19 protein-coding genes are annotated in these 23233 nt (G+C 73.1%); 8 read left to right on the top strand and 11 right to left on the bottom strand.

Annotated elements, in window-relative coordinates; all coding sequences use genetic code 11:
- Positions 1–42: 42 nt before the first annotated feature.
- Entirely contained in the window at positions 43–1110 is a 1068-nt protein-coding gene (locus tag ACF059_RS12815) for an FAD-dependent oxidoreductase (protein ID WP_392055327.1), read from the top strand.
- Positions 1111–1129: 19 nt separating this feature from the next.
- Here the strand turns inward: ACF059_RS12815 and ACF059_RS12810 are convergent, their stop codons facing one another.
- A complete protein-coding gene (locus tag ACF059_RS12810) occupies positions 1130–3271 on the bottom strand; it encodes a putative bifunctional diguanylate cyclase/phosphodiesterase (RefSeq protein ID WP_392056667.1) in 2142 nt (713 codons plus the stop codon).
- A 107-nt stretch (positions 3272–3378) separates the two neighbouring features.
- On the bottom strand, positions 3379–4209 hold the full coding sequence (locus ACF059_RS12805) for an SAM-dependent methyltransferase (RefSeq protein ID WP_392056664.1): 831 nt from the start codon (positions 4207–4209) through the stop codon (positions 3379–3381).
- Positions 4210–5182: 973 nt separating this feature from the next.
- On the opposite strand from ACF059_RS12805, the gene ACF059_RS12800 reads away from it, so the two are divergent.
- From ACF059_RS12800 to ACF059_RS12790, 3 genes are all read left to right on the top strand, one after another.
- A complete protein-coding gene (locus ACF059_RS12800; protein ID WP_366864399.1) occupies positions 5183–5308 on the top strand; it encodes a hypothetical protein in 126 nt (41 codons plus the stop codon).
- Positions 5309–5344: 36 nt separating this feature from the next.
- Positions 5345–6115 carry a hypothetical protein gene (locus ACF059_RS12795; protein WP_392055324.1) on the top strand — a complete coding sequence of 257 codons (771 nt, stop codon included), beginning with the start codon at positions 5345–5347 and terminating at the stop codon, positions 6113–6115.
- A 184-nt stretch (positions 6116–6299) separates the two neighbouring features.
- A complete protein-coding gene (locus ACF059_RS12790) occupies positions 6300–6893 on the top strand; it encodes a hypothetical protein (RefSeq protein ID WP_392055321.1) in 594 nt (197 codons plus the stop codon).
- A gap of 153 nt (positions 6894–7046) precedes the next feature.
- On the opposite strand, the gene ACF059_RS12785 is transcribed toward ACF059_RS12790, so the two are convergent.
- Complete coding sequence (locus ACF059_RS12785; protein WP_392055319.1) at positions 7047–7547, bottom strand: hypothetical protein; 501 nt, start codon at positions 7545–7547, stop codon at positions 7047–7049.
- A 430-nt stretch (positions 7548–7977) separates the two neighbouring features.
- On the opposite strand from ACF059_RS12785, the gene ACF059_RS12780 reads away from it, so the two are divergent.
- The gene (locus tag ACF059_RS12780; protein ID WP_392055316.1) at positions 7978–8640 is read left to right on the top strand and encodes a class F sortase; all 663 of its coding nucleotides are present in this window, start codon (positions 7978–7980) and stop codon (positions 8638–8640) included.
- Between the two features lie 46 nt (positions 8641–8686).
- On the opposite strand, the gene ACF059_RS12775 is transcribed toward ACF059_RS12780, so the two are convergent.
- From ACF059_RS12775 to ACF059_RS12765, 3 genes are all read right to left on the bottom strand, one after another.
- Positions 8687–9586, bottom strand: coding sequence for a polysaccharide deacetylase family protein (locus ACF059_RS12775; protein WP_392055313.1), 900 nt, complete (start codon positions 9584–9586; stop codon positions 8687–8689).
- 70 nt (positions 9587–9656) lie between these two features.
- Positions 9657–12959 carry a bifunctional lysylphosphatidylglycerol synthetase/lysine--tRNA ligase LysX gene (gene lysX, locus ACF059_RS12770; RefSeq protein WP_392055310.1) on the bottom strand — a complete coding sequence of 1101 codons (3303 nt, stop codon included), beginning with the start codon at positions 12957–12959 and terminating at the stop codon, positions 9657–9659.
- Between the two features lie 155 nt (positions 12960–13114).
- The gene (locus ACF059_RS12765) at positions 13115–14311 is read right to left on the bottom strand and encodes a CapA family protein (protein WP_392055308.1); all 1197 of its coding nucleotides are present in this window, start codon (positions 14309–14311) and stop codon (positions 13115–13117) included.
- A 317-nt stretch (positions 14312–14628) separates the two neighbouring features.
- Between ACF059_RS12765 and ACF059_RS12760 the strand changes: the two genes are divergently transcribed.
- Together ACF059_RS12760 and ACF059_RS12755 are read left to right on the top strand one after the other, a co-directional pair.
- Positions 14629–15168, top strand: coding sequence for a sigma-70 family RNA polymerase sigma factor (locus ACF059_RS12760; protein ID WP_366864392.1), 540 nt, complete (start codon positions 14629–14631; stop codon positions 15166–15168).
- 219 nt (positions 15169–15387) lie between these two features.
- Entirely contained in the window at positions 15388–15888 is a 501-nt protein-coding gene (locus ACF059_RS12755) for a hypothetical protein (protein ID WP_392055305.1), read from the top strand.
- A 35-nt stretch (positions 15889–15923) separates the two neighbouring features.
- Here ACF059_RS12755 and ACF059_RS12750 read toward each other — a convergent pair whose 3' ends face one another.
- The 4 genes from ACF059_RS12750 to ACF059_RS12735 all read right to left on the bottom strand — a co-directional run bounded on the left by ACF059_RS12750 (position 15924) and on the right by ACF059_RS12735 (position 20606).
- On the bottom strand, positions 15924–16307 hold the full coding sequence (locus ACF059_RS12750; protein WP_392055302.1) for a hypothetical protein: 384 nt from the start codon (positions 16305–16307) through the stop codon (positions 15924–15926).
- 27 nt (positions 16308–16334) lie between these two features.
- Positions 16335–17195: an Fpg/Nei family DNA glycosylase gene (locus ACF059_RS12745; RefSeq protein WP_392055299.1), complete on the bottom strand. Its 861-nt coding sequence runs from the start codon at positions 17193–17195 to the stop codon at positions 16335–16337.
- Positions 17196–17278: 83 nt separating this feature from the next.
- The gene (locus ACF059_RS12740) at positions 17279–19345 is read right to left on the bottom strand and encodes a SpoIIE family protein phosphatase (RefSeq protein WP_392055296.1); all 2067 of its coding nucleotides are present in this window, start codon (positions 19343–19345) and stop codon (positions 17279–17281) included.
- A gap of 7 nt (positions 19346–19352) precedes the next feature.
- Positions 19353–20606, bottom strand: coding sequence for a DUF6777 domain-containing protein (locus ACF059_RS12735; RefSeq protein ID WP_392055293.1), 1254 nt, complete (start codon positions 20604–20606; stop codon positions 19353–19355).
- A 162-nt stretch (positions 20607–20768) separates the two neighbouring features.
- On the opposite strand from ACF059_RS12735, the gene ACF059_RS12730 reads away from it, so the two are divergent.
- A complete protein-coding gene (locus tag ACF059_RS12730) occupies positions 20769–22208 on the top strand; it encodes a lipase maturation factor family protein (protein ID WP_392055290.1) in 1440 nt (479 codons plus the stop codon).
- Here ACF059_RS12730 and ACF059_RS12725 read toward each other — a convergent pair.
- Positions 22194–23177, bottom strand: a complete 984-nt coding sequence (locus ACF059_RS12725) for an NAD-dependent epimerase/dehydratase family protein (RefSeq protein ID WP_392055287.1) — start codon at positions 23175–23177, stop codon at positions 22194–22196. The two genes, ACF059_RS12730 and ACF059_RS12725, sit on opposite strands and share 15 nt — an antisense overlap.
- Between the last annotated feature and the right edge of the window lie 56 nt (positions 23178–23233).

The raw sequence follows: 23233 nt of genomic DNA, 5'->3' as shown, positions 1-23233 counted from the left end.
GCAGCGGTTCTCCTTGAGACATCGACGACGAGAGGACTTCCGATGACCGACGTGCTGATCGTGGGCTCCGGCCCCACCGGCCTCACCCTGGCGTGCGACTTGGCCCTGCGCGGTGTCAGCGTCCGGGTGCTCGAAGCCCGTCGCGCACCGCACCGCGAGTCCCGGGGCAAGGGCCTCACGCCCACCAGCCTGAAGGTCTTCGCCAGGCTCGGCGTGGCGCAGGAGCTGTCAGCCATCGGCGCCCGGGAGGTGATCCTGCGCAAGTACTTCGACGGCGACCACGTCAAAGACACCCCGACCGCTGCCGGCCTGCTGATCGGCCAGTGGCAGGTCGAAGAGGTCCTCCGCGCACGCCTGGCGGCCCTCGGCGTCCGGGTCGAGTACGAAGCCCAGGTCACCGCGATCACCCAGGACGGGACGGGCGTCACCGCACGGCTCGCGGACGGCCGTGCCGTCCGCGCCGGCTACGCCGCCGGGTGCGACGGGGGACGCAGTGCGGTCCGAAAGCTCCTCGGGATCCCCTTCGAGGGACGCACCGACGAGACGGAGACGATGGTGCTCGGAGACGTGAGGGCGCCCGGGCTGAGCCGGGCGTTCTGGCACCAGTGGTTCACCTCGGAGGGCGGGGGGATACTGCTCTGCCCGATGCCGGGGACCGACACCTTCCAGCTCCAGGCCTCCCCGGAGCTCACCGAGGGCGGCGAGGCCCGACCGCCCTCGCTGGGGGGCTTCCAGCGGCTCTTCGACCGGCACGCCAGGATGCCGGGGATCCGCCTGGCGGATCCCACCTGGCTCTCGTCCTGGCGGGTCAACGTGCGCATCGCCGCCCGGATGCGCGAGGGCCGGGTCCTCCTCGCCGGGGACGCGGCACACGTGCACCCCATAGCCGGGGGCCTGGGCATGAACACCGGGATACAGGACGCGGTCGCCCTCGGCCGGACCCTGGCCGCCGCCCTCCCCGGACCGGCGGCGGACGGCCTGCTCGACGCCTACGAGGCCGAACGGCTCCCGGCGGCCGCCCACGTGCTGGTCGACACCGTCGCGCGGTACGAGCGGGTCGTGGCCGCGGTGCGCCAGCCCGGCCGCGGCACCGAGGCCGGGCTGGGCTGACCCGGGGGCAGCGACGGGGTCAGGAGGGAGTGGGTACGGCGTCGCAGAGGGAGAGGGCGTGAATGCGGTCGGGGGAGCCGGGGCGCGCGTAGTACCAGCCCTGGGCGGTGTCGCAGCCGAGGGCGCGGAGCTGGGCGGCCTGGACGCCGGTCTCCACCCCCTCGACGGTGACGGCCAGTTCGAGACTGTGGGCCAGGGCGACGATCCCTTCCACTATCTTGACGTCCACCGGGTTGGCGGGCTGCTGCTGCATCCCCTGGGTGAAGGAGCGGTCGAGCTTCAGGACGCTGACCGGCAGGCGGCGCAGGTTGGCCAGGTTCGAATAGCCGGTGCCGAAGTCGTCGAGCGCGATGTCCACGCCCAGGGCGGCGAGCCTGCGCAGCGGTTCCAGCAGTTCGTCGTCGGCTCCTATCAGGGCCGATTCGGTGACCTCCAGGCACAGCGCGCCCGGGGCGAGGCCGGACTTCTCCAGGACCGCCACGGTGTCGGCGACCAGCCCGGGATGGTGCAGCTGGGTCGGCGAGAGGTTGACGTTGATCCGCAGGGCCGAGCCGCCGTGCTCGCGCTGCCAGATGCGGGCCTGCCGGACGGCCTCCTCCAGGACCCAGCGGCCGAGCGGCACGATCAGCCCGGTCCGTTCGGCGAGCGGGATGAACCGGTCCGGGCCGAGGACCCCGTACTGCGGGTGGGACCAGCGCACCAGGGCCTCGGCTCCGTGCACGCTGCCGTCGCGCATGTGGACCAGCGGCTGGTACTCGATGAAGAACTCGCCCCGCTCCAGCGCCGCCGGCAGGGCGTTGGTCAGGCCGTGGCGGGTGATCGCGCGGGCGTCGGCCTCGGCGTCGGCGAATTCGAAGCGGTTGCCGCCTGCCGCCTTGGCCCGGTACATGGTGATGTCGGCGCTGCGCAGCACCTCGGCCGCGGTGCGTTCCTGGGCGCGGCCCTCGACGATGCCGATGCTGCCCCGGACGGTCAGCTCCCGGCCCTCCAGCCGGATCGGCGTGGACAGCGCGGTCAGGATCCGGACCGCGAGGTCGGTGACCTTCTCCTCGGTGTCGCTGCCGGTGGTCAGGGCCACGAACTCGTCGCCGCCCAGCCGGGCGACGACCTCGCCGGGGCCGGTCGCGCAGCTCTGGAGCCGGTCGGCGACCTCCACGAGCAGCCGGTCCCCCGCCGAGTGCCCGAGGCTGTCGTTGACCGCCTTGAAACCGTCGAGGTCGAGGTAGCACAGGCCGTAGCGGTTGCCACCGGCCCCGCTGAGGGCCTTCTCCAGTCGCTCGAAGAACAGCGTCCGGTTCGGCAGGCCGGTGAGGGCGTCGTGAGTGGCCTCGTAGCGCAGCCGCAGGTTCAGCAGGCGGCGTTCGGTGGTGTCCTCCATCAGCGCCAGCTGGTACTGCGGGTTCCCGGCGGCGTCGCGCAGCAGCGACACCGTCAGGTTGGTCCACAGCACGGTGCCGTCGTGCCGGTAGTACGGCTTCTCCACGCGGTAGCTCTCGCGCTCGCCGCGCACGAGCTCGCCGTACATCCGCCACACGTGCGGGGTGTCGTCGGGGTGCCCCCACTCGCTGACGTTGCGGCTGCGGACGTGGCCCTCCAGGCCGCCGAACATCTGCAGCAGCGTGTCGTTGACCTCCAGGACGTTCCCGTCGAGGTCGGCGATCCCGATCCCGATGGCCGCGCCCTCGAAGACGGCCCGGAAGCGCTCCTCGCTCGCGTGCAGGGCCTGCTGGGCGTCGGAACGGGCGGTCAGCGCGGAACGGGCGATGGCCTCCTGCTCCTTGAGGGTGCGCTCGCGCAGGGCGCGGGCGTAGCCCGCCGCGATGGCGTGCTGGAGCCGGGCGCAGCGGGACCGGTACTCCTCGGTGCCCTCCACGCCGGAGCCCTCGGGTCCGTCCGGGCCGCAGTACAGCACCAGGTACGACTCGACCACGCCCAGGGTGCCGGCCAGTGCCTCGGGGTCGGTGCAGTGCACGGCGACGAGCTCGGCCCCCACCCGCTGGGCGACGCCGGCGTCGAAGGGCCGGGCGCGCAGGGCCTCGGCGAGGGTCCGGGTGAGCGGCAGGAGGTGCCGTTCGAACTCGGTCCGGGTCAGCGAGGTCGCCGTGACGGGGAAGATCGCCCGTCCCCAGATGGTCGCGAAACGGGCGATCCGGTCCTCGATGCCACCCTGCGGGGCCGAGGTCTGCTCGGAGGCCGGGGCCGCGCCGGGCGCGGCGGCGGGTTCGGGCACGGCGGCGCCCGGCGCGCCCGTCGTCTGTACCGGAAGTCTCACGCCTTGCGTCCCACGCCACCGAAGCCGGAGAAGGCGTAGGGGTCCTCCGCCGCCTCGCCGTCGAGCGCGCCCGCAGGGCGGTCCGGCCGCCAGTCGGGCATGGAGACCAGTCCGGGCTCCAGCATCTCGAACCCGTCGAAGAAGGGGATGATCCGCTCCCGGGTGCGCATGACGAGGGGGTTGCGGATGTCCCGGTAGACGCTGACGACGCCGCCCGCGACCTCCTCCGTGAGCGGGATCCCCTCGTACGAGGCGTGCGTGAGGATCAGCAGGCTGCCGGGGGCCAGCGCGTCGCGCAGCTCGGCCACGGCGGCGTACGGGTCGTCCGCGTCCTCCAGGAAGTGCAGGACGGCGACGAGGAGCAGGGCGACGGGACGGCCGAGGTCGAGCAGTCGGCCGACCTCGGGGGCCTCCAGGATCTCCTTCGGCTTGCGCAGGTCGGCGGCGATGACGCCGGTGCGGTCGTCACCGTCGAGGACCGCCTGGCTGTGGGCCACGGCCACCGGGTCGTGGTCCACGTACACCACGCGGGCCTCGGGGCTGGCGGCCTGCGCGACCTCGTGGACATTGCCGAAGGTGGGGATGCCGGAGCCGATGTCGAGGAACTGCGTGACGCCCTCGGCGACCGCGTGGCGGACGGCCCGGCGCATGAATGCGCGGTTGGCCTGCATGATCTTGGGCAGCCCCGGCATGAATTCCATGGCGCGCCGGGCCGCCTGGCGGTCGACCTCGAAATTGTGGGACCCGCCCAGGTAGTAATCGTAGATGCGGGACACGCTCGGCACCGAAATGTCGATGCCTGGCGGGGCCCAGGCCGGGCGCTCCATCGGGGTCTCCAAGCGTTGTTCCTACGGTGGTCCGTCCGAGGTCGGACTGCTGCTGGAGCCGAATGTACTGATCATTGCCCAACAGGGCGAGCAAAAGCGGAAATTGGCGATCCGTTCTTCGTCACACACCAAAGGCACGTGCCCCACCCGGCACGGAGAATGAGCGTTTCCGACACATCCCATTTGAGAAATGTCGGAAGGCGATCAGAAGCACACGCAACCGAACCGGAACTGGCTCAAACCTCTATGGTCAACGGTCCACCCGTTCAGGCGAACCGTGGACGAGCGTCGCGCGTGCCGGGGCGCGCGGGCCCATGCTCCCGGGGTGAAGAGAGCCTGTGCCAGGCGCCTGCTGGCGGTCCCGGTCCTGTTGTGGGCGGCGTTGTCCGCCACTCCGGCCGTGGCTGATAGCCGCGCCTACGCGACGACCGATTCCGGCGAGGACCGGGCCGCCCCCACGGTGCTCGCGGTGGCCGGCGGAGGCCCCCGCCCCGGCGGTCCGGGTGGCGGACATCACGATGCCGAGCGCGCCGCCGGGCACACCGGCGACGGCGCGAGAGGCCGGGCCGAGGCGCGTGGAGGCGGTCACGACCGAGGTCCCGACCGCGGCCACGATCGCGGTCTCGATCGCGGTCAGGGCGGACGTCACGGCGGAGGGCATGGAGGCGGACACGGCTGGGGCCACCACGGCCACCCGCCCTGCCCTCCGCCGCCTCCCCCGCCGTGTCCGCCCAAGCCACCCCCGAAGCCCACTCCACCGCCCCCGCCCCCACCGCCTCCCGTGCCGCCGCCACCACCCCCGCCACCACCCCCGCCGAGCCCGAAGCCCACTCCCCCGCCGCCGCCCCGGGCGGCGCCGAAGCCCGTCCCCCAGCCCGTCCGTCCGGCACCGGCCCCGCCGAAACCGGCACCGTCCCGGCCCGCACCACCGCCGGCGCCCGCCCCGGTGGTCACCCCGGCCCAACCGAAGCCCGTGGCCCGTCCGGCCTACCACGCACCGGCCCGCAAGCCGACCGAGCACCGCGTCTCGCCCGTGACCTTCACCTTGCTGACGGCGGCTCCCGCCGTGCTCGCGATCGTCGCGCTGCGCCCGCGGTAGCCCCTGCGTCCCACCAGCAACCGATTGGGAGTCATCTTGTCGGAATGGCTCGTCCTGACCCTCGCGATGGCCGCGGCATGCGCCGTGGTGCTGTCCATCGCCCTCTTGAACCACCGCAGGATCGGCGATGACGACGATCCGAACGAAACCCCGGACGTCATCGAGTACATGACCATGATGATCGGGGTGATCTACGCGATCGTCCTCGGCCTGGCCATCGCCGGCGTCTGGGAGGGCCGCGGCGCCGCCCAGGAGTACGTGCGCCAGGAGGCGCAGGCCCTGCACGAGATCAGCGTCCGCTCCGAGGTCTATCCGGCCGAGGTGCGCAAGAAGATCCGCTCCGACGTCGACGCGTACGTGACGTACGTGGTCGAAACGGAGTGGAAGGAGATGGCCGACCACGGCAACCTCACCGACCGCGGCGGCGAGCTGCTGGAACGTATCCGCCGGGACGTCACCGACTACGAGCCGCAGACCGACCACGAGGGGCAGGCGTACCAGCCGCTGGTCGACCAGGTCGCGGTGGCGGACGACGCCCGCAGTGCGCGCGGCGAGAGCGCCGGGGCCACGATGCCCGGGGTGGTGTGGTTCGGACTGATCGTCGGCGCCCTCGTGACGGTGGGTCTGATCTTCACCCTGCAGATCAGGCGGTCGTTCCGTGAGCTGCTGCTGGCCGGCTTGTTCAGCGCGCTCATCGCGTTCCTGCTGTTCCTGATCTGGGACTTCGACGCGCCGTTCGGCCGGGGCATCGCCGCCACCGCCGACCCGTTCCTCTCCCAGTTCCGTCACCTGGACCTCGGCGACTGAGGACGGCCCCGCAAACCGGGGGCGGGCCTTCCGTCCCCGGTTCGGCCCAGTGGGATAACCCATTCGCGCGTTACTGATCGCGGGTCCCCGCTCCCGGACCTAGCGTGGCGGACATCGAGGCGCACGACCCCCCACGTGCGGAAACCGTTCCGCGGCTGCTCCTCGGAGATCCGGAGAATCAACCATGGGTGCGATACGTACCGCTGCCACAGCCCTGCTGAGCGCCGGCGCCTCGGGCGCCGTACTCGCGCTCGGCGTCCTCGGCGCGCCCGCCGCCTCCGCGGCCGAGGCGCAGCCCATCACCTCGTTCGGTTTCACCATCACCCCCTCGACCGTCGCCCCCGGCGGTCAGGTGGAGCTCGCGGTCACCGGCTGCAACGCCGCCTACGCCACCGTCTCCTCCGGGGTCTTCGACACCGTGAGCATCTTGCGCGGCCAGAGCGCGCGGATCACGGTGGACCGGGACGCCCGGCGCGGAGCCGTCTACTCCGTCTCCTTCACCTGCAACGGTGAGACGGGCTCGGCCGACCTGACGATCGCGGGCGGCACGAGCAGACCGACCACGAGTTCCACGAGTACCGCCACCGCCCGGCCCACCCCGCCCGCCGCCACCTCGGCCGCCGCCTCGGCCGCCGCCCGGGGTGTCCGCGGCGGCCTCGGGGGCAGCGTCGCCGGGATGGATCCGGTGGAGTTCGGCGCGGGCGTCGGCCTCTTCCTCGCCGCTGCGGGCGGCACCGCGTACGCACTGCGCCGCAGGGGAAGCCATCGCGGTCAATGAAGGAACCGGAAGGGGACCTTGCAGGGAGCCAGGTCGCCGAAGGAGCCTCGGCCGCCGACGGACCCCGGACGCTCCCCGCCACCGCCGGTCGCCCCGAGTCCCGTGAGGACTCGGGGCGACCGGCGGCGGGCCGTGTCCGGGAACGCCCGCAGGTCAGGCCCGGCCGCGCAGCGGGCGGCGACGGCGCATTACGTGGACGCCCGCGCCGAGGGCCGCGGCGCCGACGAGGCCCGCGCCGATGGCGGTCTCGGCGGTGGACGGGCCGAAGGATCCGCCGATGCCGCCCTGGGCGGGGTTGCCCTCCAGGATCCTGAAGCGCGCGGTGGCGACCAGGCTGCTGTCGTTGCACTTGACCTGGAGCGTGTGGGTGCCGGGAGAGGCGTGGTTGAAGATCCGGACGGTCGCGAAGCCGATCGACCCCGCGGACAGGTTGGCCGGCGGAAAGTTGCCGGGCGACGTGACGGTACCGCCCTGTCCACAGCCCGACGCGCTCACCTGCATCGTGGATCCCTGGTGCACGGCGTACGGGTTGACCGAGACGTTGGTGGGGCCGCCGTTCCCACCCTGCGGGGGGTTGGCGGAGGCGAACGGGGCACTGAGGCCGATCGCGGCGCAGGCTGCCGCCGTCACGGTAAGGGCGCGCAAGACACGCATGGTGGAACCTCCAGCGGAAAGCGCCCCGGAGCGTCGGCCCCGGATGATCGACGAGAACGCCTCCCAATCGAACCCTCGGGTCCACCCGCAAGCTGCGCATGTCCGGCTTTGGTCCGCCCGGTTGAGCGACACGCCGAAGCGCGAGCGGCGAAGCTGACGGATCCGCAGGTCACGACCCGTCAGGCATTTATGTGACGATTACCTGGATGGGCGCATCCCATCCGGCCCCATCCGGCCCCATCAGGCCCCTCCCGACCTCTTCGGGGCCCGGTCCTCCGGCTCCCCCTCGTCCCCCCTTCCGGTTCACGGCCACCCGTTCGCCCCTCCCCTCTCGCCGTCCTGACGAGGCGGCCTTAACGTGCGTGAAGTAGGGCGTACAGGGGTGGGACGGGAACGCGGGTCGGGACCCCCGCGTCGGGAAGGGAGAACGATGGGCGAGGACGAGACCGGGCAGTCACGCAAACGCTCACCGTGGGGCGTCATCGCCCTGGTCATGCTCACCGGCCTCGCCATGGTGCGCAACGGTGTCGATGTGGACGACGGACCGCCCCAGCCCACCGCGGCCTCGGCCGTCGCGGTGACGGCGGATCAGCTCCCGGCGAATCCGCCCACGCCTCCGGCGGACATGGAGGTGCTGGAGCACTCCTCGGTCCAGCGCATCCGGATCCCCACGATCAGCGTGGACGCGCCGGTGATGACGGTCGGGCTGGACGCGGAGGGCTGGATCGACGCCCCGCCGCCGCAGGACCGCAATCTCGCCGGCTGGTACCTGAACGGCATCTCGCCGGGCCAGCGCGGCTCGGCGGTGATCGTGGGGCACGTGGACAACGCCCAGGGCCCGGCGGTCTTCTACGGGCTGGGCTCGGTGAAGCAGGGCAGCACCATCGAGGTGGAGCGGTACGACGGACGCACGGCCGTGTTCGAGGTCTACGGCGTGGAGGTGTTCTCCAAGGAGTCCTTCCCCGGTGCCCGGGTGTACGGCGACACCGGGCACCCGGAGCTCCGCGTGATCACCTGCGGCGGCGGCTACTCGAAGGCCCACGGCTACGACGGCAACGTGGTCGTCTTCGCCCGCATGGTGGAGGCCCGCTGAGCTGAGGCCCGCTGAGCTGAGATCCGCCCCGCTGAGGGCCGCCCCCTCAGCGGGGCGGCAGCGTCGGCACGGTCAGCCGGTAGCCGCGCGCCAGCAGTTGGGGAAGGTAGGAGGAGAGGGCCTGGACGCTCTGCGACCGGTTGCCGCCGGCGTCGTGCGACAGCACGATCACGCCTGGTCCGGCGCCGCCCAGGACCCGGGAGACGATCGTGCCGGTGCCCGGCTCCTTCCAGTCCAGGGTGTCCACGGTCCAGGCCAGCGGCTCCATGCCCAGCTCGGCGCCGATCTCGAAGGCGGCCCGGTTCCACGCCCCGTACGGCGCCCGGAACCACAGCGGCGCCTCTCCGACGGTCTGCTCGACGACCTCGCTCGTGCGGCCGATCTCGGAGGCGAGGGCGGGCCGGCTGAGCTTGGGGATGAGCGGGTGGGTCCAGGTGTGGTTGCCGATGACGTGGCCCTCGGCGGCCATCCGGCGCACCAGGTCCCGGTTCTCCGTGGCCATCTCCCCGCAGACGAAGAACATGGCGCGCACGCCGTACCGGGCGAGGGTGTCGAGGATGCCCGGCGTGTAGCGGGGGTCGGGCCCGTCGTCGAAGGTGAGCACCATGGAGCTCGACGTGCCGGCGTCCTGCGGGAGCTCCAGGATGGGCCGGGTCCGGACGGCCGGTTTCACCGCGGCCGGGCGGGCAGGGACCTCCGCCGTCATGGGGCGCAGCCGGTAGGACTTCTCGGACAGCCGCTCGGGGAACGCCGCGGGGGCTCCCGCCGCGGGGTTCGGGCCCGGTCCGGCCGCTGGTCCGGGGCTGCCCGGGCCCGGCCTGCCCGCAGGCCCGGCGCCACCGCTCTCGCCGCCGACGGACAGCAGTCCGGAGGCGGCGGCCACTCCGAGGAAGACGGCGGTGCGCAGGAGCGCGCGCCGCCCCACTGTCGGATCGTCATTTTTCATTATTACTACGTATCAACGACATCACCGAAGATGTCGAGAGGCGCGGACGGGCCCGCCGCCCCTCACCCGATCAGCCGCGCCGCACCAAGGGGAACGGAAGCGTCTCGCGGATCGTCAGGCCCGTGAGGAACATGACCAGGCGGTCGACGCCGATGCCGAGCCCACCCGTCGGCGGCATCGCGTACTCCAGGGCGTCCAGGAAGTCGTTGTCCAGCTCCATGGCCTCCGGGTCGCCGCCCGCCGCGAGCAGCGACTGGGCGGTGAGCCGGCGCCGCTGCTCCACGGGATCGGTCAGCTCCGAGTACGCCGTGCCCAGTTCGGTGCCGAAGGCCACCAGGTCCCATCGCTCGGCGAGCCGCGGGTCCTTGCGGTGCTGGCGGGTGAGCGGGGAGACGTCGGTGGGGAAGTCCTTGTAGAAGGTGGGCAGCGTGGTCCGCTCCTCCACCAGCCGCTCGTACATCTCCAGGGCCACGTCCCCGCGGCTGTCCTCGGGCGCGTGCGGCACGCCCGCGCGGTCGCAGAGCGTCCTCAGGACGGGCTCCTCGGTGTCGGCGTCGACCTCCTCGCCGAGGGCTTCGCTGATGGCCCCGTACATCGTCTTGACCGGCCAGGGCCCGGAGATGTCGTGGACGACCAGCTTCCCGTCCGGCCCCGCCTTGTGGGCCACGGGCGAGCCGAAGGCGGCGGTGGCGGCGCCCTGGATCAGTTCGCGGGTGAGGTCGAGCATCACGTCGTAGTCGGCGAAGGCCTGGTAGGCCTCCAGCATCGTGAACTCGGGATTGTGCTTGTAGGAGACGCCCTCGTTGCGGAAGGTGCGGCCCATCTCGAAGACCTTCTCCATTCCGCCGACGCAGAGCCGCTTGAGGTACAGCTCGGGCGCGATGCGCAGGTACAGGTCGAGGTCGTAGGCGTTGATGTGGGTGCGGAAGGGCCGGGCGTTGGCGCCGCCGTGGATCTGCTGGAGCATCGGGGTCTCGACCTCCAGGTAGCCGCGGTCGAGCAGTCCCTGGCGCAGGGCCTGGACGGCGCTGGAGCGGGCCCGCACCACGTCCCGCGCGTCGGGGCTCGCGACGAGGTCGAGGTAGCGGCGCCGGACCCGGGCCTCCGGGTCGGCGAGGCCCTTGCGCTTGTCGGGGAGGGGGCGCAGGCATTTGCCGGTGAACTGCCAGGACTCGACCACGAGCGACAGTTCGCCGGCCTTGCTGGCGCCGACCTCGCCGCTGACGACCACGTGGTCGCCGAAGTCGGCCTGGGAGGTGAAGGACTCCAGGACCCCGGGCCCGCTCTCGTCCCGGGTGAACATCAGCTGGACGTCCCCGGACCAGTCGCGCAGGACGCAGAAGACCACGCCGCCGAGGTCGCGTACGAGCATCACGCGCCCGGCGAGGGTGGCCTGCTCCCCGGACCGGGCGCCGGGCGGGGGTGCGGGGTGCAGGGCCTTCAGCTCGGCGACGGTGTGGGTCCGCGGACGGATTCCCACCGGATAGGGGTCGGTGCCGGACGCCCGGATCCGCTCCAGCTTGGCGTGCCGGACGCGGACCTGTTCGGGCTGCCGCTCGGGCCGTACGGCGTCGCCCTCCTGCGCCACGGCGTCCAGTCCCAGGGAGTCGATGGAGGGCAGCCCGGCGGTGGTCACGGGCGCGGTGAGGCCCTTGGGGTGGCCGTTGCCCCACAGGGTGCGCAGGCGGGGTACGGAGACGAAGCCCTCGGCGATGCCGGAGGCGAGGCTGACCCGGGCGAGCGAGCCGGCGTCCTGGTAGCAGAGGAACCGCGGGTACCACTCGGGTCCGTACTTGACGTTCGAGCGGTACAGCGCCTCCAGCTGCCACCAGCGGGAGAAGAAGAGCAGCAGTCTGCGCCACAGCTTGAGGACGGGGCCGGCGCCGATCCGGCCGCCCTCCTCGAAGGCGGAGCGGAAGACGGCGAAGTTGAGGGAGATCCTGCGGACCCCGAGGCCGGGGGCCGCGGCGCACAGCTGGGCGACCATGAACTCCATGACGCCGTTCGGGGCGGTGCTGTCGCGGCGCATCAGGTCGAGCGAGATACCGTCCTTGCCCCAGGGGACGAAGGACAGCAGGGCGATCAGTTCGCCCTGGGCGTCGAGGGCCTCGACCAGCAGGCAGTCCCCGTCGGCCGGGTCGCCGAGCCGGTCCAGGGCCATGGAGAAGCCGCGCTCGGTCTCGGTGTCCCGCCAGCGGTCGGCCCGGTCCACGATCCTTCGCATCTCGTCCTCCGAGAGGGCCGAGTGGCGGCGGATGACGGTGGTGGCGCCGGTGCGCTTCACGCGGTTGACGGCCTGGCGGGTGACGCGCATGTCCCGGCCGTCGAGGTCGAAGCGGGCGACGTGCAGGATGGCCTCGTCGCCGAGCTGCAGTGCGCTGAGCCCCGAGCGGGCGTACGCGGTGGCGCCGTCCTCGGAGGCGCCCATGACGGCCGGCTGCCAGCCGTAGCGGCGGGCCACGGTCAGCCAGGCGTCGATGGCGGGGCTCCAGGCGGCCGGGTCCCCCACGGGGTCGCCGCTGGCGAGGCAGACGCCCGCCTCGACGCGGTAGGTGACGGCGGCCTTGCCGTTGGGGGCGAAGACGACGGCCTTGTCGCGGCGGGTGGCGAAGTAGCCGAGGGAGTCCGCCCGCCCGTAGGCGCCGAGGAGGGCGCGGATGCGGAGCTCCTCGTCGCCGTGCAGGGCGGCGGTCAGGCGCTGGGAGCGGAAGAGGGTGGTGGCCGCGTTCAGCAGGGCGAGGGCGCCGAAGAGGCCGAGCAGGAAGTACAGCGGCCTGGGCGGACGGCCGTCGAACTGGCGGGCGGAGAAGAGCCCGCCGAAGACCTGCTTGGCGGCCCAGTCCAGCCACTGGCCCCGGGGCAGGGAGCCGGGGAAGAGCGCGACGAGCCCCCAGCCGACCAGGACGGCGGCGAGCAGGCCGAGGCCCAGGACGAGCAGGGCCCGCCACAGGGCGCCGGGGCGCGAGGCGGCGTAGAACTCTCCCCGGGCGGCGATCAGTACACCCATCGCGGCGACGGCCAGGACCATGGAGGGCCCGCCGACCCAGTAGTCCCCCTCGGCCATGATCAGCACGTCGACGAGGATCAGCAGGGCCAGATAGGTGATGACGATCCACCAGGCGACCTTCTTGCGGGTGCCGAGGGCCGCGGCGAGGAGGAAGAGGAAGACGGCGTAGGCGAGGTTCGCGCTGACGGGGACGACGACCGTGTCGAGGAACCGCACGACGTGCCGCAGGAGCCGCCGCAGCGTCGGGGAGAACGAGAGCAGTGCGCACAGCAGGCCGAGCGTTCCGAAGAACGCGCCGAAGGCGTCGGGCACCCGGTTCAGGAAGCGGTTCCGGGTCCCGCGCGTCTCCTCCACGGTGGCACTCATGGTTCGCACTGTAGGGAGGGCCGCGCCCGGGCGCGCGCCGAGCCGGACGGCTCGCTGCCCGTGACGCCGTTCCCTACCGGGGGCCCCGCCTTCTGCCCGAGACGCCGCTCCGTGCCGGCGGCGCCACCCTCTGCCCGTGGCCCCGCTGGGCCCCACTACCTGCCCATGGTCAGTCCGTCCTTGGCGGCGCCGCGGCTCAGGACGGCCTCGCTGATGTCGTCCCGGGCGCTCTCGTAGTCCTCCCGGCCGGGATCCTTGGCGAGGGCGTCGGGCAGGTGGACGACCCGGCCGGCCGACAGGTCCATCATCTGCGGCACGAACTCGGCCTTGGTGACCTGCCAGCGCTGCCCGGCGGCGGCCGGCGGGGCGAAGGTGAAACGGCCGATCGAGCCGTAGTTGCCGCGCAGGTCGCGCGCGCCGGTGTAGTTGAACATCTCGCCCGCGACCTGGTCGCCCATGCCGTAGACGATCCACGTCCCGTTGACCTTCTCGTAGGGCTGCGGGATATGGGCGTGCGTTCCCATGATCAGGTCGATGTCGGGTCGGCCGCCGGTCTGTGAGGCGGTCAGCGCCTTGCCGAGCGAGAGCTGGGTCGCGTCCGGCTCGGTCTGCCACTCCGTGCCCCAGTGCACGCTCACCAGCACCACGTCCGCGCCCGCCTTCCGGGCCGCCCGCGCATCCGCGATGATCTTGTCCTGCTTCATGAGGTTGACCGCCCAGGGCTGGCCCTCCGGCAGCGGGTAGCCGTTGGTGTCGTAGGTGTAGGCGAGGTGCGCCACCTTGGCGGAGCCCGCCGTGTACAGGGTCACCGCGGCCGCCTCGGCCGCCGTACGGGCCGAACCGGCGTGCTTGAGTCCCACCTTGTCGAAGCGGTCCAGGGTGCGGCGCAGGCCGGCGGCCCCGTCGTCGAGGGTGTGGTTCGAGGCGGTGGAGCAGCCGTCGTACCCGGTCTCCTTCAGGGCGTCGGCCACCTGGGGCGGCGACGTGAAGGCCGGATAGCCGGAGAACGGGCCGCCGTCCTCGCCGTAGATGGTCTCCATGTGGCACAGGGCCAGGTCCGCCGCGGAGACCACGGGCTTGACGCCGGAGAACATCGGCCTGAAGTCGTGGCCGTCGCCCTCGGCGTCGTGCGCCGCGCGCTGGATGACGGAGGTGTGCGGCAGGACGTCGCCGCTGGCGAGCAGGGTGAAGCCCCGGGCGGCGGGGGACCCCGCGGCCGTGGAGGCGGCCGGTCCGCCGGAGTCCCCCAGGCGGGCCGGTGCGGAGTCCCCGGCGGCCGTGCATCCGGCGGCCGCGGACAGGAGGAGGGCCGACAGGAGGGCGACGGCCTGCGGACGGATTCGCGTGGTCATCGGTCCAGCTCTCGTTAGTACGACTATCCGACGATCGTTCTCCTGCAATCCATAGACATACACGAGCCAAGTCAAGGAACGGGTCCGTCCGCTGGGCGCGCCTCCACCCCATCGGCGGACACGGACACCCGTCGCCTGCCGCCCGCTGCCGTTCGCCGCGCCGTTCGACCGTTCACCGCCCGGCACGGCCGCCCGGCGGACGACCCGGGTGCTTGGGCGCAACGCCGGGGCCGGACGGTTCCCGGTCGGCTCCGCGCAGGTCAGGGTTGACGAGCCGCCGCCGCTTCGGCCCCCACCCCCCTCGGAAGGAGCCCCTCGTGCCGCTCTCCCCCACCCTCCCGCGCACGGACCCCGAGGCGCTGGCCGAACTCCAGCGCGACCACGGGCGAGCGCTGTTCGGTTTCCTGCTCGGGCTGACCGCAGGGGACGCCCAGCGCGCCGAGGACCTCGTACAGGAGACCCTCGTACGGGTCTGGCAGCATCCGGAGGTCCTGTCGACCGGGCACGAATCCCTGCGGCCGTGGCTGTTCACGGTGGCCCGGCGCCTCGCGATCGACGCCCGGCGGGCCCGGCTCTCACGGCCGCAGGAGGTGGATCCGGAAGGTCTGGAGCAGGCCCCCGCACCCGAGGACGCCGTGGTGGGCTCGGTGACGGCGATCGACGTCAGGCGGGCCGTGGGGTCCCTGGGGCCGGAGCACCGCGAGGTCCTGGTGCAGGTCTACTTCCGCGACCGGTCGGTGGCCGAGGCCGCGGCCGAGCTCGGGATCCCGGCCGGGACGGTCAAATCCCGTACCTACTACGCCCTGCGCGCCTTGAAGAAGGGCCTCCAGGGCTACGGGTACGACCTCGGCGCCTGAACGAGTGCCCGCGGACGCGTTCTGTGGCGGGGCGGCGCCGGAAAAGGTCGCGGAACGTCCCCGATGGACGCGGACCGGACAAAAAACGCACGGAATGCGGCATCAGAGCGTCCAAGTTGAGTAAACATCCCCCGGTCGGCGCGTCGCACGGTGAAGGCTCAGTGCTGACGACGGGACGCTCGACGCACGGGAGAAGGTGGAACGGTGCAGCCCGAGGGTATGAACGGCACCAGTGACGGCGGGCTCGCGGTGCCCATGGCTTGGCTCTACGCCGAGTACATCGCTGACGAACTGCTGCGCACGGGCCGGCTGATCCCGGTCAGCACCCTGGAGTTCCGGGCCGGACGCGACACGCTCGCCCTGACCATCTACCTGTCGGACGCCGCCGGAGAGCTCTCCGGCATCCGCGTCGTGTCGCAGCTCGACGAGTGGCTGTCACTCACGGCGTACGGGCATCCCTGGCGCGACTGGGTCCACACCCGCTTCCTGGCCTTGGGCGAGGAGGCCAGGGAGGACGGCCGCGGCGAGGACCCGGACCTGGAACTGGCCCGGGCGGCGTGGCGCTGGCTGGACCGCACCGAGCTGTTCGCCACCAACCTCGACCCCGGCCGGCACGGCCACGCCGAGACCCGCATGGGCCTCGACGAGAACGCGCGCGTGTGGACCCCCGCCTGGCAACTCGGCCTGCCGCTGGGCCACTTGGCCATGCACCTGTTCTGATCCCGGGCCACGGGCAAGCGACAGACGGCAGCGGCTCAGCCCCGGTCCGCCGGATCCATCACGAGCCCGGTGAAATCGGCCTCGTTGCGCTCCGCCCGGGTGACGTACCACCGGGCGATGAGCCACATCACCGGATAGACCAGCAGGCCGAGCGCGACCCAGACCAAGGAGCCCGACGCGGCGCGCGGCAGCGCGAACAGCAGCGGCAGCGCCCCGACCAGCGACGCCAGCGCGGCCAGCGCGGCCAGCCCGGCGCGCAGCTGGCTGCGCATGAGGGCCCGTACGTAGGTGGCCCCGAGGGTGGTCTGTTCGGAGATCTCCGAACGCGCGGGGGCGTGCGCGTGCGGCCGGCGGCGGGCGCCCCGGGGCACCCCGGTGACGACCTCGCGCCGGGGTGGCGACTGCTGCTCCTCGGCCATGGCGAGGGAGTCTACGCAGCGCGCGGGCTATTTGAGGAGGCGGGAGAGGCGGCGGTCGGCCAAGGGCTTGCCGCCCGTCTGGCAGGTGGGGCAGTACTGGAGCGAGGAGTCGGCGAAGGACACCGAGCGGACGGTGTCCCCGCACACCGGACACGGCTCCCCGGCCCGGCCGTGCACCCGCAGTCCGCTCTTCTTCTCGGCCTTCAGGGCGCCGGCGGCCACTCCGTGCGCCCGGGCGACGGCCTCACGCAGGGTCTCCTGGAGGGCCGCGTGGAGCTGCGTGACCTGTTCTTCCCCGAAGGACGCGGCGAGCTTGAACGGCGAGACCCGCGCCGCGTGCAGGATCTCGTCGCTGTAGGCGTTGCCGATGCCCGCGATGACGCTCTGGTCGCGCAGGACGCCCTTGATCTGGCGCCGTTCCCCCGCGAGCAGGGCGGCGAAGGCGTCCCGGTCGAAGTCCTCGGCGAGCGGATCGGGGCCGAGGCGGGCGATGCCGGGGACCTCCTGGGGGTCGCGGACCACGTACACGGCGAGGCGCTTCTGGGTCCCGGCCTCGGTGAGGTCGAAGCCGCCGCCGCCCTCCAGGGCGACGCGCAGGGCGAGCGGGCCCTTGCCGGGGCCGGGCGGCTGCGCCGGCAGGGTGTCCCGCCAGCGCAGCCATCCGGCGCGGGCCAGGTGGGTGACGAGGTGCAGCTCGCCGATCCGCAGGTCCAGGAACTTGCCGTACCGGGCGACGGCGCCGGCCGGCTGCCCTTCGAGGGCGGCCGGCGGCGGGTCGTACGTCTTGAGCACGCTGACCGCGAGCGGGAGGACGCGTTCGACCACCCGCCCGGTGAGGTGCTCGTCGAGGTACTCCCGCAGGGCCTCGACCTCGGGCAGCTCCGGCATGGCTCCAGCCTGCCGCCGCCCCGGCCGAAACGCGAGCCGGGCGCCGCGGGATCACGGCCGGCCGGCCTCCCGGGGCAGCGTCCCTACGCCATCACGAACTCGCACCACACGCACTTGCCGCCGCCCCGCGACTCCACGCCCCAGACGTCGGCCAGCCGGTCCACCAGCATCAGGCCGCGCCCCGAGACCCCCGACTCCCCGGCCTCGCGCCGCCTCGGCAGCGCGCTGGAGCGGTCCTCGACCTCCACCCGCAGCCTGCGCTGGGGGCCGGTCAGGACCCGCAGGGTCACGATCGCCGGGCCGTCCGTGTGCATCAGCGCGTTCACGATCAGCTCGTCCGCGACCAGCTCGATCTCGTCGGACCGTTCCCGCGCCCCCCACGCCCGTACCGCCGTCCCGATCATGTGGCGGGCCGCCACGAGGGCCTCCGGATCGCCCGGGGCTACGTGCTGCTGCAGGCGGCCGCCGCCGCCCTGGGCGGACACCGCAGCCTCGCGGCGCAGCAGGAGCAGCGCCATGTCGTCGTCCCCGCCGCGGTCGTCGACGACCTCGCACAGCCGGTCCGCCAGGAGCTGGAGGTCCGCCGGTCCGCTGCGGACGCGCGAGGCGAGCAGCCGGATCCCGTCGTCGAGGTCGGTGCCGGGCTGTTCGACGAGGCCGTCCGTGCACAGCAGGAGCGTTTCCCCAGGGTCCAGTTCCGCCGTGGTCACCGGGTACTCGATGTGGCCGAACTCCGCCGAGAGGCCGAGCGGCATCCCGCCCTCCACCGGCAGGGGACGGCAGTCCCCGTCACGGGTGCGCAGCAGCGGGTCGATGTGGCCCGCCCGGACCAGCTGGAGCACACCGGTCGAGAGGTCGGCCTCCACGTAGGTGCATGTCGCGAAGCGGTCGGTGTCCAGCTCGTGGAGGAACACCGACGCCCGGGCGATGACGGTGCCGGGCGCGTGCCCCTCGGCCGCGTAGGCGCGCAGGACGATCCGCAGCTGGCCCATGACGGCCGCCGCGTGCGTGTCGTGGCCCTGGACGTCGCCGATGACCGCGCCGACCCGGCCGCCGGGCAGCGGGATGACGTCGTACCAGTCGCCGCCGATGTCCTGGCCCATCCGGGCGGAGCGGTAGCGCACGGCGATCTCCCCGCCGGGCACCGACGGGATCCGCCTCGGCAGCATGGCCTGCTGCAGGCCCTCCGCGAGGTCGTGCTCCTGTTCCAGCAGCATGGCGCGCTGGAGGCTCTGCGCGATGCTGCTGCCGAGGGCGACGAGCAGGTTGCGCTCGTCCTGGGTGAAGCCGTCCTTGTCCTGGTAGAGCAGTCCGATCGCGCCGATCGGGCGGGCCTGGGCGATGAGCGGCAGGTAGGCCGCCGCCGAGATCCGCATGTACGAGATCTTTTCCCAGAGCGCGGGGTACTCCGCGGCGAACTCCTGCGCCGAGTCGAGGAAGCGCGGCTGGAGCGAGCGGACGACCTCGCTCATCGGGTACTGCTCGTCGACGCGGGTGTAGCGGGTGCCGGGGACGAAGCTGCCCGTGGGCCCCTCGGCGACGAGGTGGATCCGGCCCGCTTCGACCAGGCCCATCACCATGCCCATCGAGCCGAGCCGCTCCAGGCCGTGGGCGTCGCCGAGCGCGTCGATGACGTCCTGCACGGTCCGGGCGTGCGCGAGGGCCGCGGTGGTGGACTCGACGACCGAGGTCTGGCGGCGGCGCTCCTCGTCCAGGCCGAGGCGCTCCGCCGAATGGCTGAGCTCCTCGGTCGCGTCCCGGACGATGCCGATGATCCGGTGCGGGCGTCCGCCGCGGTCGCGCATGACCCGGCCCTGAGTGTGCGTCCAGCGCAGCCGCCCGTCGTGGCAGCGGATGCGGAAGTAGGCGCCGTAACTGTCCTGGCCGCTCTTGAGGGCGGCGGAGACCAGGGCGTCGAGCCGGGCGGCCTCGGCCGGCGGGACGCGCCGGGAGAGGGAGGCGGGCCGGCCGTCGTAGTCGTCGGGGGGCGTGTCGAAGACGTCGAGGGCGGCTCCGTCCATGTGCATCAGCCCGGTGGTCAGGTCCCAGTCGAAACTGCCCATCCGGTTGAGCGAGAGCGACTGGTCCGGGTGTGCGGGCCAGTCGTCCGGCAGCGATACGGTGGTCGGCACCGATCCACCATGACACACGGGCCGGTCAGGCGCTCTCCAGCGGGTAGCCGTCGTCCGGGGGCGGCGGCTGCAGGTTCGGGTCGGTGTACGGGTCCGCGTACGGCTCGTAGGGATCCCTCGGCTGCGGCGTCGTCGCCTCGGGGTCGAGCGGGATCCCGGGGTCGGTCGGGACGTCCGGCGGCAGGTCGCTCGGCAGGTCGGTGGGGACGTCAGAGGGCTGGTCCGGGGAGAGGTCCGAGGGCGGCGGCTGCTGCGGGGTGACCGGGTTCGACGGCGGGTTCCCGCCCGGGGAGCTCTGCGGGCTCGACGGGTTCGACGGGTTCGACGCGCTGGGCGGGCAGTCCGTCTCCGACGGCGGGGGCGCGGGCGAGGTCGGCGTCGCACCGCGGGACGGGCCGTTGTCCTCGGGACTGCGGCACGGGTCGGCCGGGGTGGTCCCGGGCGGGGTGACCGGGCCGTTCGGGATGCCGTCGGCCGGGTCGAACGGGGGCACCACCTGCGGGGTGCGGTCCTGGGCGCCGTCGTCGCCGCGCTTGCGCTCGATCCAGGTGTTGTCGGCGATGTTGACGATCACCAGGTTGTTGATCTCGTGGGCGGTGGGCTCGATGACGACGACCTGGTTGGGCTGGTAGCCGTTCCACGGGTCGCCCTTGTGCACCGGGGAGCCCTTGGCGGCGCGCGGGGAGGCCAGCGGGTTGCCGCAGCCGCAGCGGACCCGTGGCATGCCGTGTTCGTCGACGAGGACCGCGGTGCCGGCCTGGAGGACGGACTGGAAGCTGTCGGCGCGGCCGTCGCGGAAGCCGTGGTTGGTGACGCGGGTGTCGGCGCGCAGGACGACGGGGGTGAGGTCGCGGAGGAATTCGGGGATCTTCGCCTGTTCGATGTCGGAGGCCTGGGCGAAGGCGCGTGCCTTGGCGTTGTCGGCGGTGAGGTAGCGGACCTGCTGTTCCACGTCGCAGCTGCCGAGCCGCTGGGTGCCGCCGTACAGGCCGGGGGTGTCCGCGTTGACGGTGCGGATGCCCTGGCCGGTCGGATTGGGCATCGGGGGCTGGACGGGGGCGGACTCGGCGGTGGCCGAGGAGGCGGTGAAGGGGTCGGGCCCCGGTGAGCCCACGGGCTGGAGGTGGAGCTCCTGGCTCTCGGGTCCGGCGCCGCTCGCGGGCGCGTCGGAGCCGCCGCATCCCGCGGCGAACAGGCCGAGGGCGGCCAAGAGGGCGGCGCCGGCCGGTGCGTGACGGCGCGGCGCCTGACGAGGTGTCGGAGGTGACGGTGCCTGCACGTGGATCTCCCTTTCGCCCCGGTTGCTCCCTCTTGTCTGCCGCATGCCCGGGAGCGCCGCAACCGGAGCGGCGCAACCGGAGCGCTGCTTGAACATGTTCAAGGCATCGCGCAGGCGCGCCGCCGTTCGCACCCGTCCCCGACCGGTCCGATACTGGAGGCGATGGACTGGTTCACGGCGCCCGGATACTGGCTCGCCCGGCTGGTCTTCCAGCGGGCCCTGGCCGGTGTCTACCTCGTGGCCTTCGTCGGGGCCGCCCTGCAGTTCCGGGCCCTGATCGGAGCGCACGGCATGCTGCCCGTGCCGCGCTACGTGCGGTACGTGCCGTTCCGGCGCGCCCCGAGCCTGTTCCAACTGCACTACTCCGACCGCTTCTTCGCCGGCTGCGCCTGGACCGGGGCCGCACTGGCCGCGGCCCTGGCCGCCGGGGCCGGGGACGAGGTGCCGCTGGGCGCGGCCATGGCGATGTGGGCCCTGCTGTGGCTGCTCTACCTGTCCGTCGTGAACGTGGGGCAGACCTGGTACTCCTTCGGCTGGGAGTCGCTGCTGCTGGAGGTGGGCTTCCTCGCCGTCTTCCTCGGCAACGCGCGGGCGGGGCCGCCGGTGCTGGTCCTGTGGCTGCTGCGCTGGGTGCTCTTCCGCGTGGAATTCGGGGCCGGGCTGATCAAGATGCGCGGGGACTCCTGCTGGCGCGATCTGACCTGTCTGTACTTCCACCACGAGACGCAGCCGATGCCGGGGCCGCTGAGCTGGTTCTTCCACCACCTGCCGAAGCCGGTGCACCGGGTGGAGTGCGCGGCCAACCACGTGACGCAGCTGATCGTCCCGGTCCTGCTGTTCACCCCGCAGCCGGTGGCCTCGTACGCCGCCGGGGCCGTCATCGCCACGCAGCTGTGGCTGGTGCTCTCGGGCAACTTCGCCTGGCTGAACTGGCTGACGATCACCCTGGCCCTGCCGGCCGTGGACTTCACCGGGCTCGCCGGCCCTCCCCCGGCCGCCGCGACGCGGACGGCCCCGCTCTGGTACGTGGTCCTGGTGTGTGCGGTCACGGCCCTGGTCCTGTTCCTCAGCCACCGCCCGGTGCTCAACATGGTCTCGCGCCGACAGGTGATGAACCGCTCCTTCGACGCGCTGCACCTCGTCAACACCTACGGGGCCTTCGGCTCGGTGGGCCGGGTCCGCATGGAGGTGGTGGTGGAGGGCACCGCCGACCGCCTCCCGCACACGGACGGCGCCTGGCGGGAGTACGGCTTCAAGGGCAAACCGACCGAACTGCGCAGGATCCCCCGCCAGTTCGCCCCGTACCATCTGCGGCTGGACTGGCTGATGTGGTTCGCGGCGATCTCCCCCGGCTATGCGCGGGACTGGTTCGGGCCGTTCGTGGAGCGGCTGCTGGCGGGTGACCGGGACACCCTGCGGCTGCTGCGCCACAACCCCTTCCCCGACGCACCGCCCGTGTACGTCCGGGCCCTGCTGTACCGCTACCGGTTCACGACCTGGCGGGAGCTGCGCGAGACGGGCGACTGGTGGCACCGCACGCTGGTGCGCGAGTACCTGCCCCCGACCCGCCTCGCGGAGGCGTCCTGGTCAGAGCCCGAGTAGCGCGGCCTCCCGCTCGGGGTCGATGCCGGGGGCCGGACGGTCGGCCCGCTGCGGGGCCACCCCGCCGAGCGTCCGCAGCCACTCCCAGGTGTCGGCCACGGTCTCCGCGACCGGGCGGCAGGTGAGGCCGGCCGCCAGCGCCTTGCTGACGTCACCGCCGAACATGTGGTCGTGCGGTTCGCCCTCGATGAGCCAGATCGGGAGCTCGGTCCAGGGCGCGACGCCGGCCCCTTCGAGCAGGGCCGGATCGGTCCAGCGCAGCTCGGCGACGCCGCCGGTGGTGGCGACGCAGGCGTCGAGGAGCTCGCCCAGGGTGGCGTGCCCGACCGGGGAGACGAGGTTGTACGCGCCACCGCGGCCCGCCGCCGCGGCGTCCAGGGTCCAGTGCGCGAGGTCCCGTACGTCGATGTACTGGAGCGGGAGCTCGCGGGGTCCGGGGGCGAGCACCGGGCCGCCGCGGGCGGTGCGGTTCAGCCACCAGGGCAGCCGGCCGACGTTCTCGTACGGGCCGAGGATCAGCCCGGCGCGCACCAGCAGGGCCCGCTCCCCGAAGGCGTCCACGGCGGCTATCTCGGCGCCCCGCTTGTCCTCGGCGTAGGCCGTGGACCCGGCGTCGGGCGAGCCCTCGACGAGGGGACCGTCCTCGTCGAGTCCGGCGGGGGCGGGGTAGGCGTAGACCGAGCGGCTGGAGACGTACGCGTAGTGCGCGGCCCGGTCGCGCAGCAGGCGGGCGCTGTCGCGCACGGCGGTGGGGGCGCCGCCCCAGGTGTCGACGACGAGGTCCCACTCCCCCGTGGTGAGCGCGTCCAGGCCGCCGGGGGCGGTGCGGTCCCCGTGCAGGGCGACGGCGCCCGGCGGGGGCGCGTGGCGTCCACGGTGGAAGACGGTCACCTCCCAGCCCCGGGCGAGGGCGTCCTCGGTGATCGCGCGTCCGACGAATTCGGTACCACCCAGCATCAGCAGCTTCATGGGCGTCAGCCTGCCCGGGCGGGACGGGGGCGCGGAAGCCGTGATCGCCGACGGCG

The organism is Streptomyces sp. NPDC016562 (genome assembly GCF_043076955.1).
GTDB lineage: Bacteria > Actinomycetota > Actinomycetes > Streptomycetales > Streptomycetaceae > Streptomyces.
This window is presented reverse-complemented; position numbering and strand designations above follow the sequence as displayed.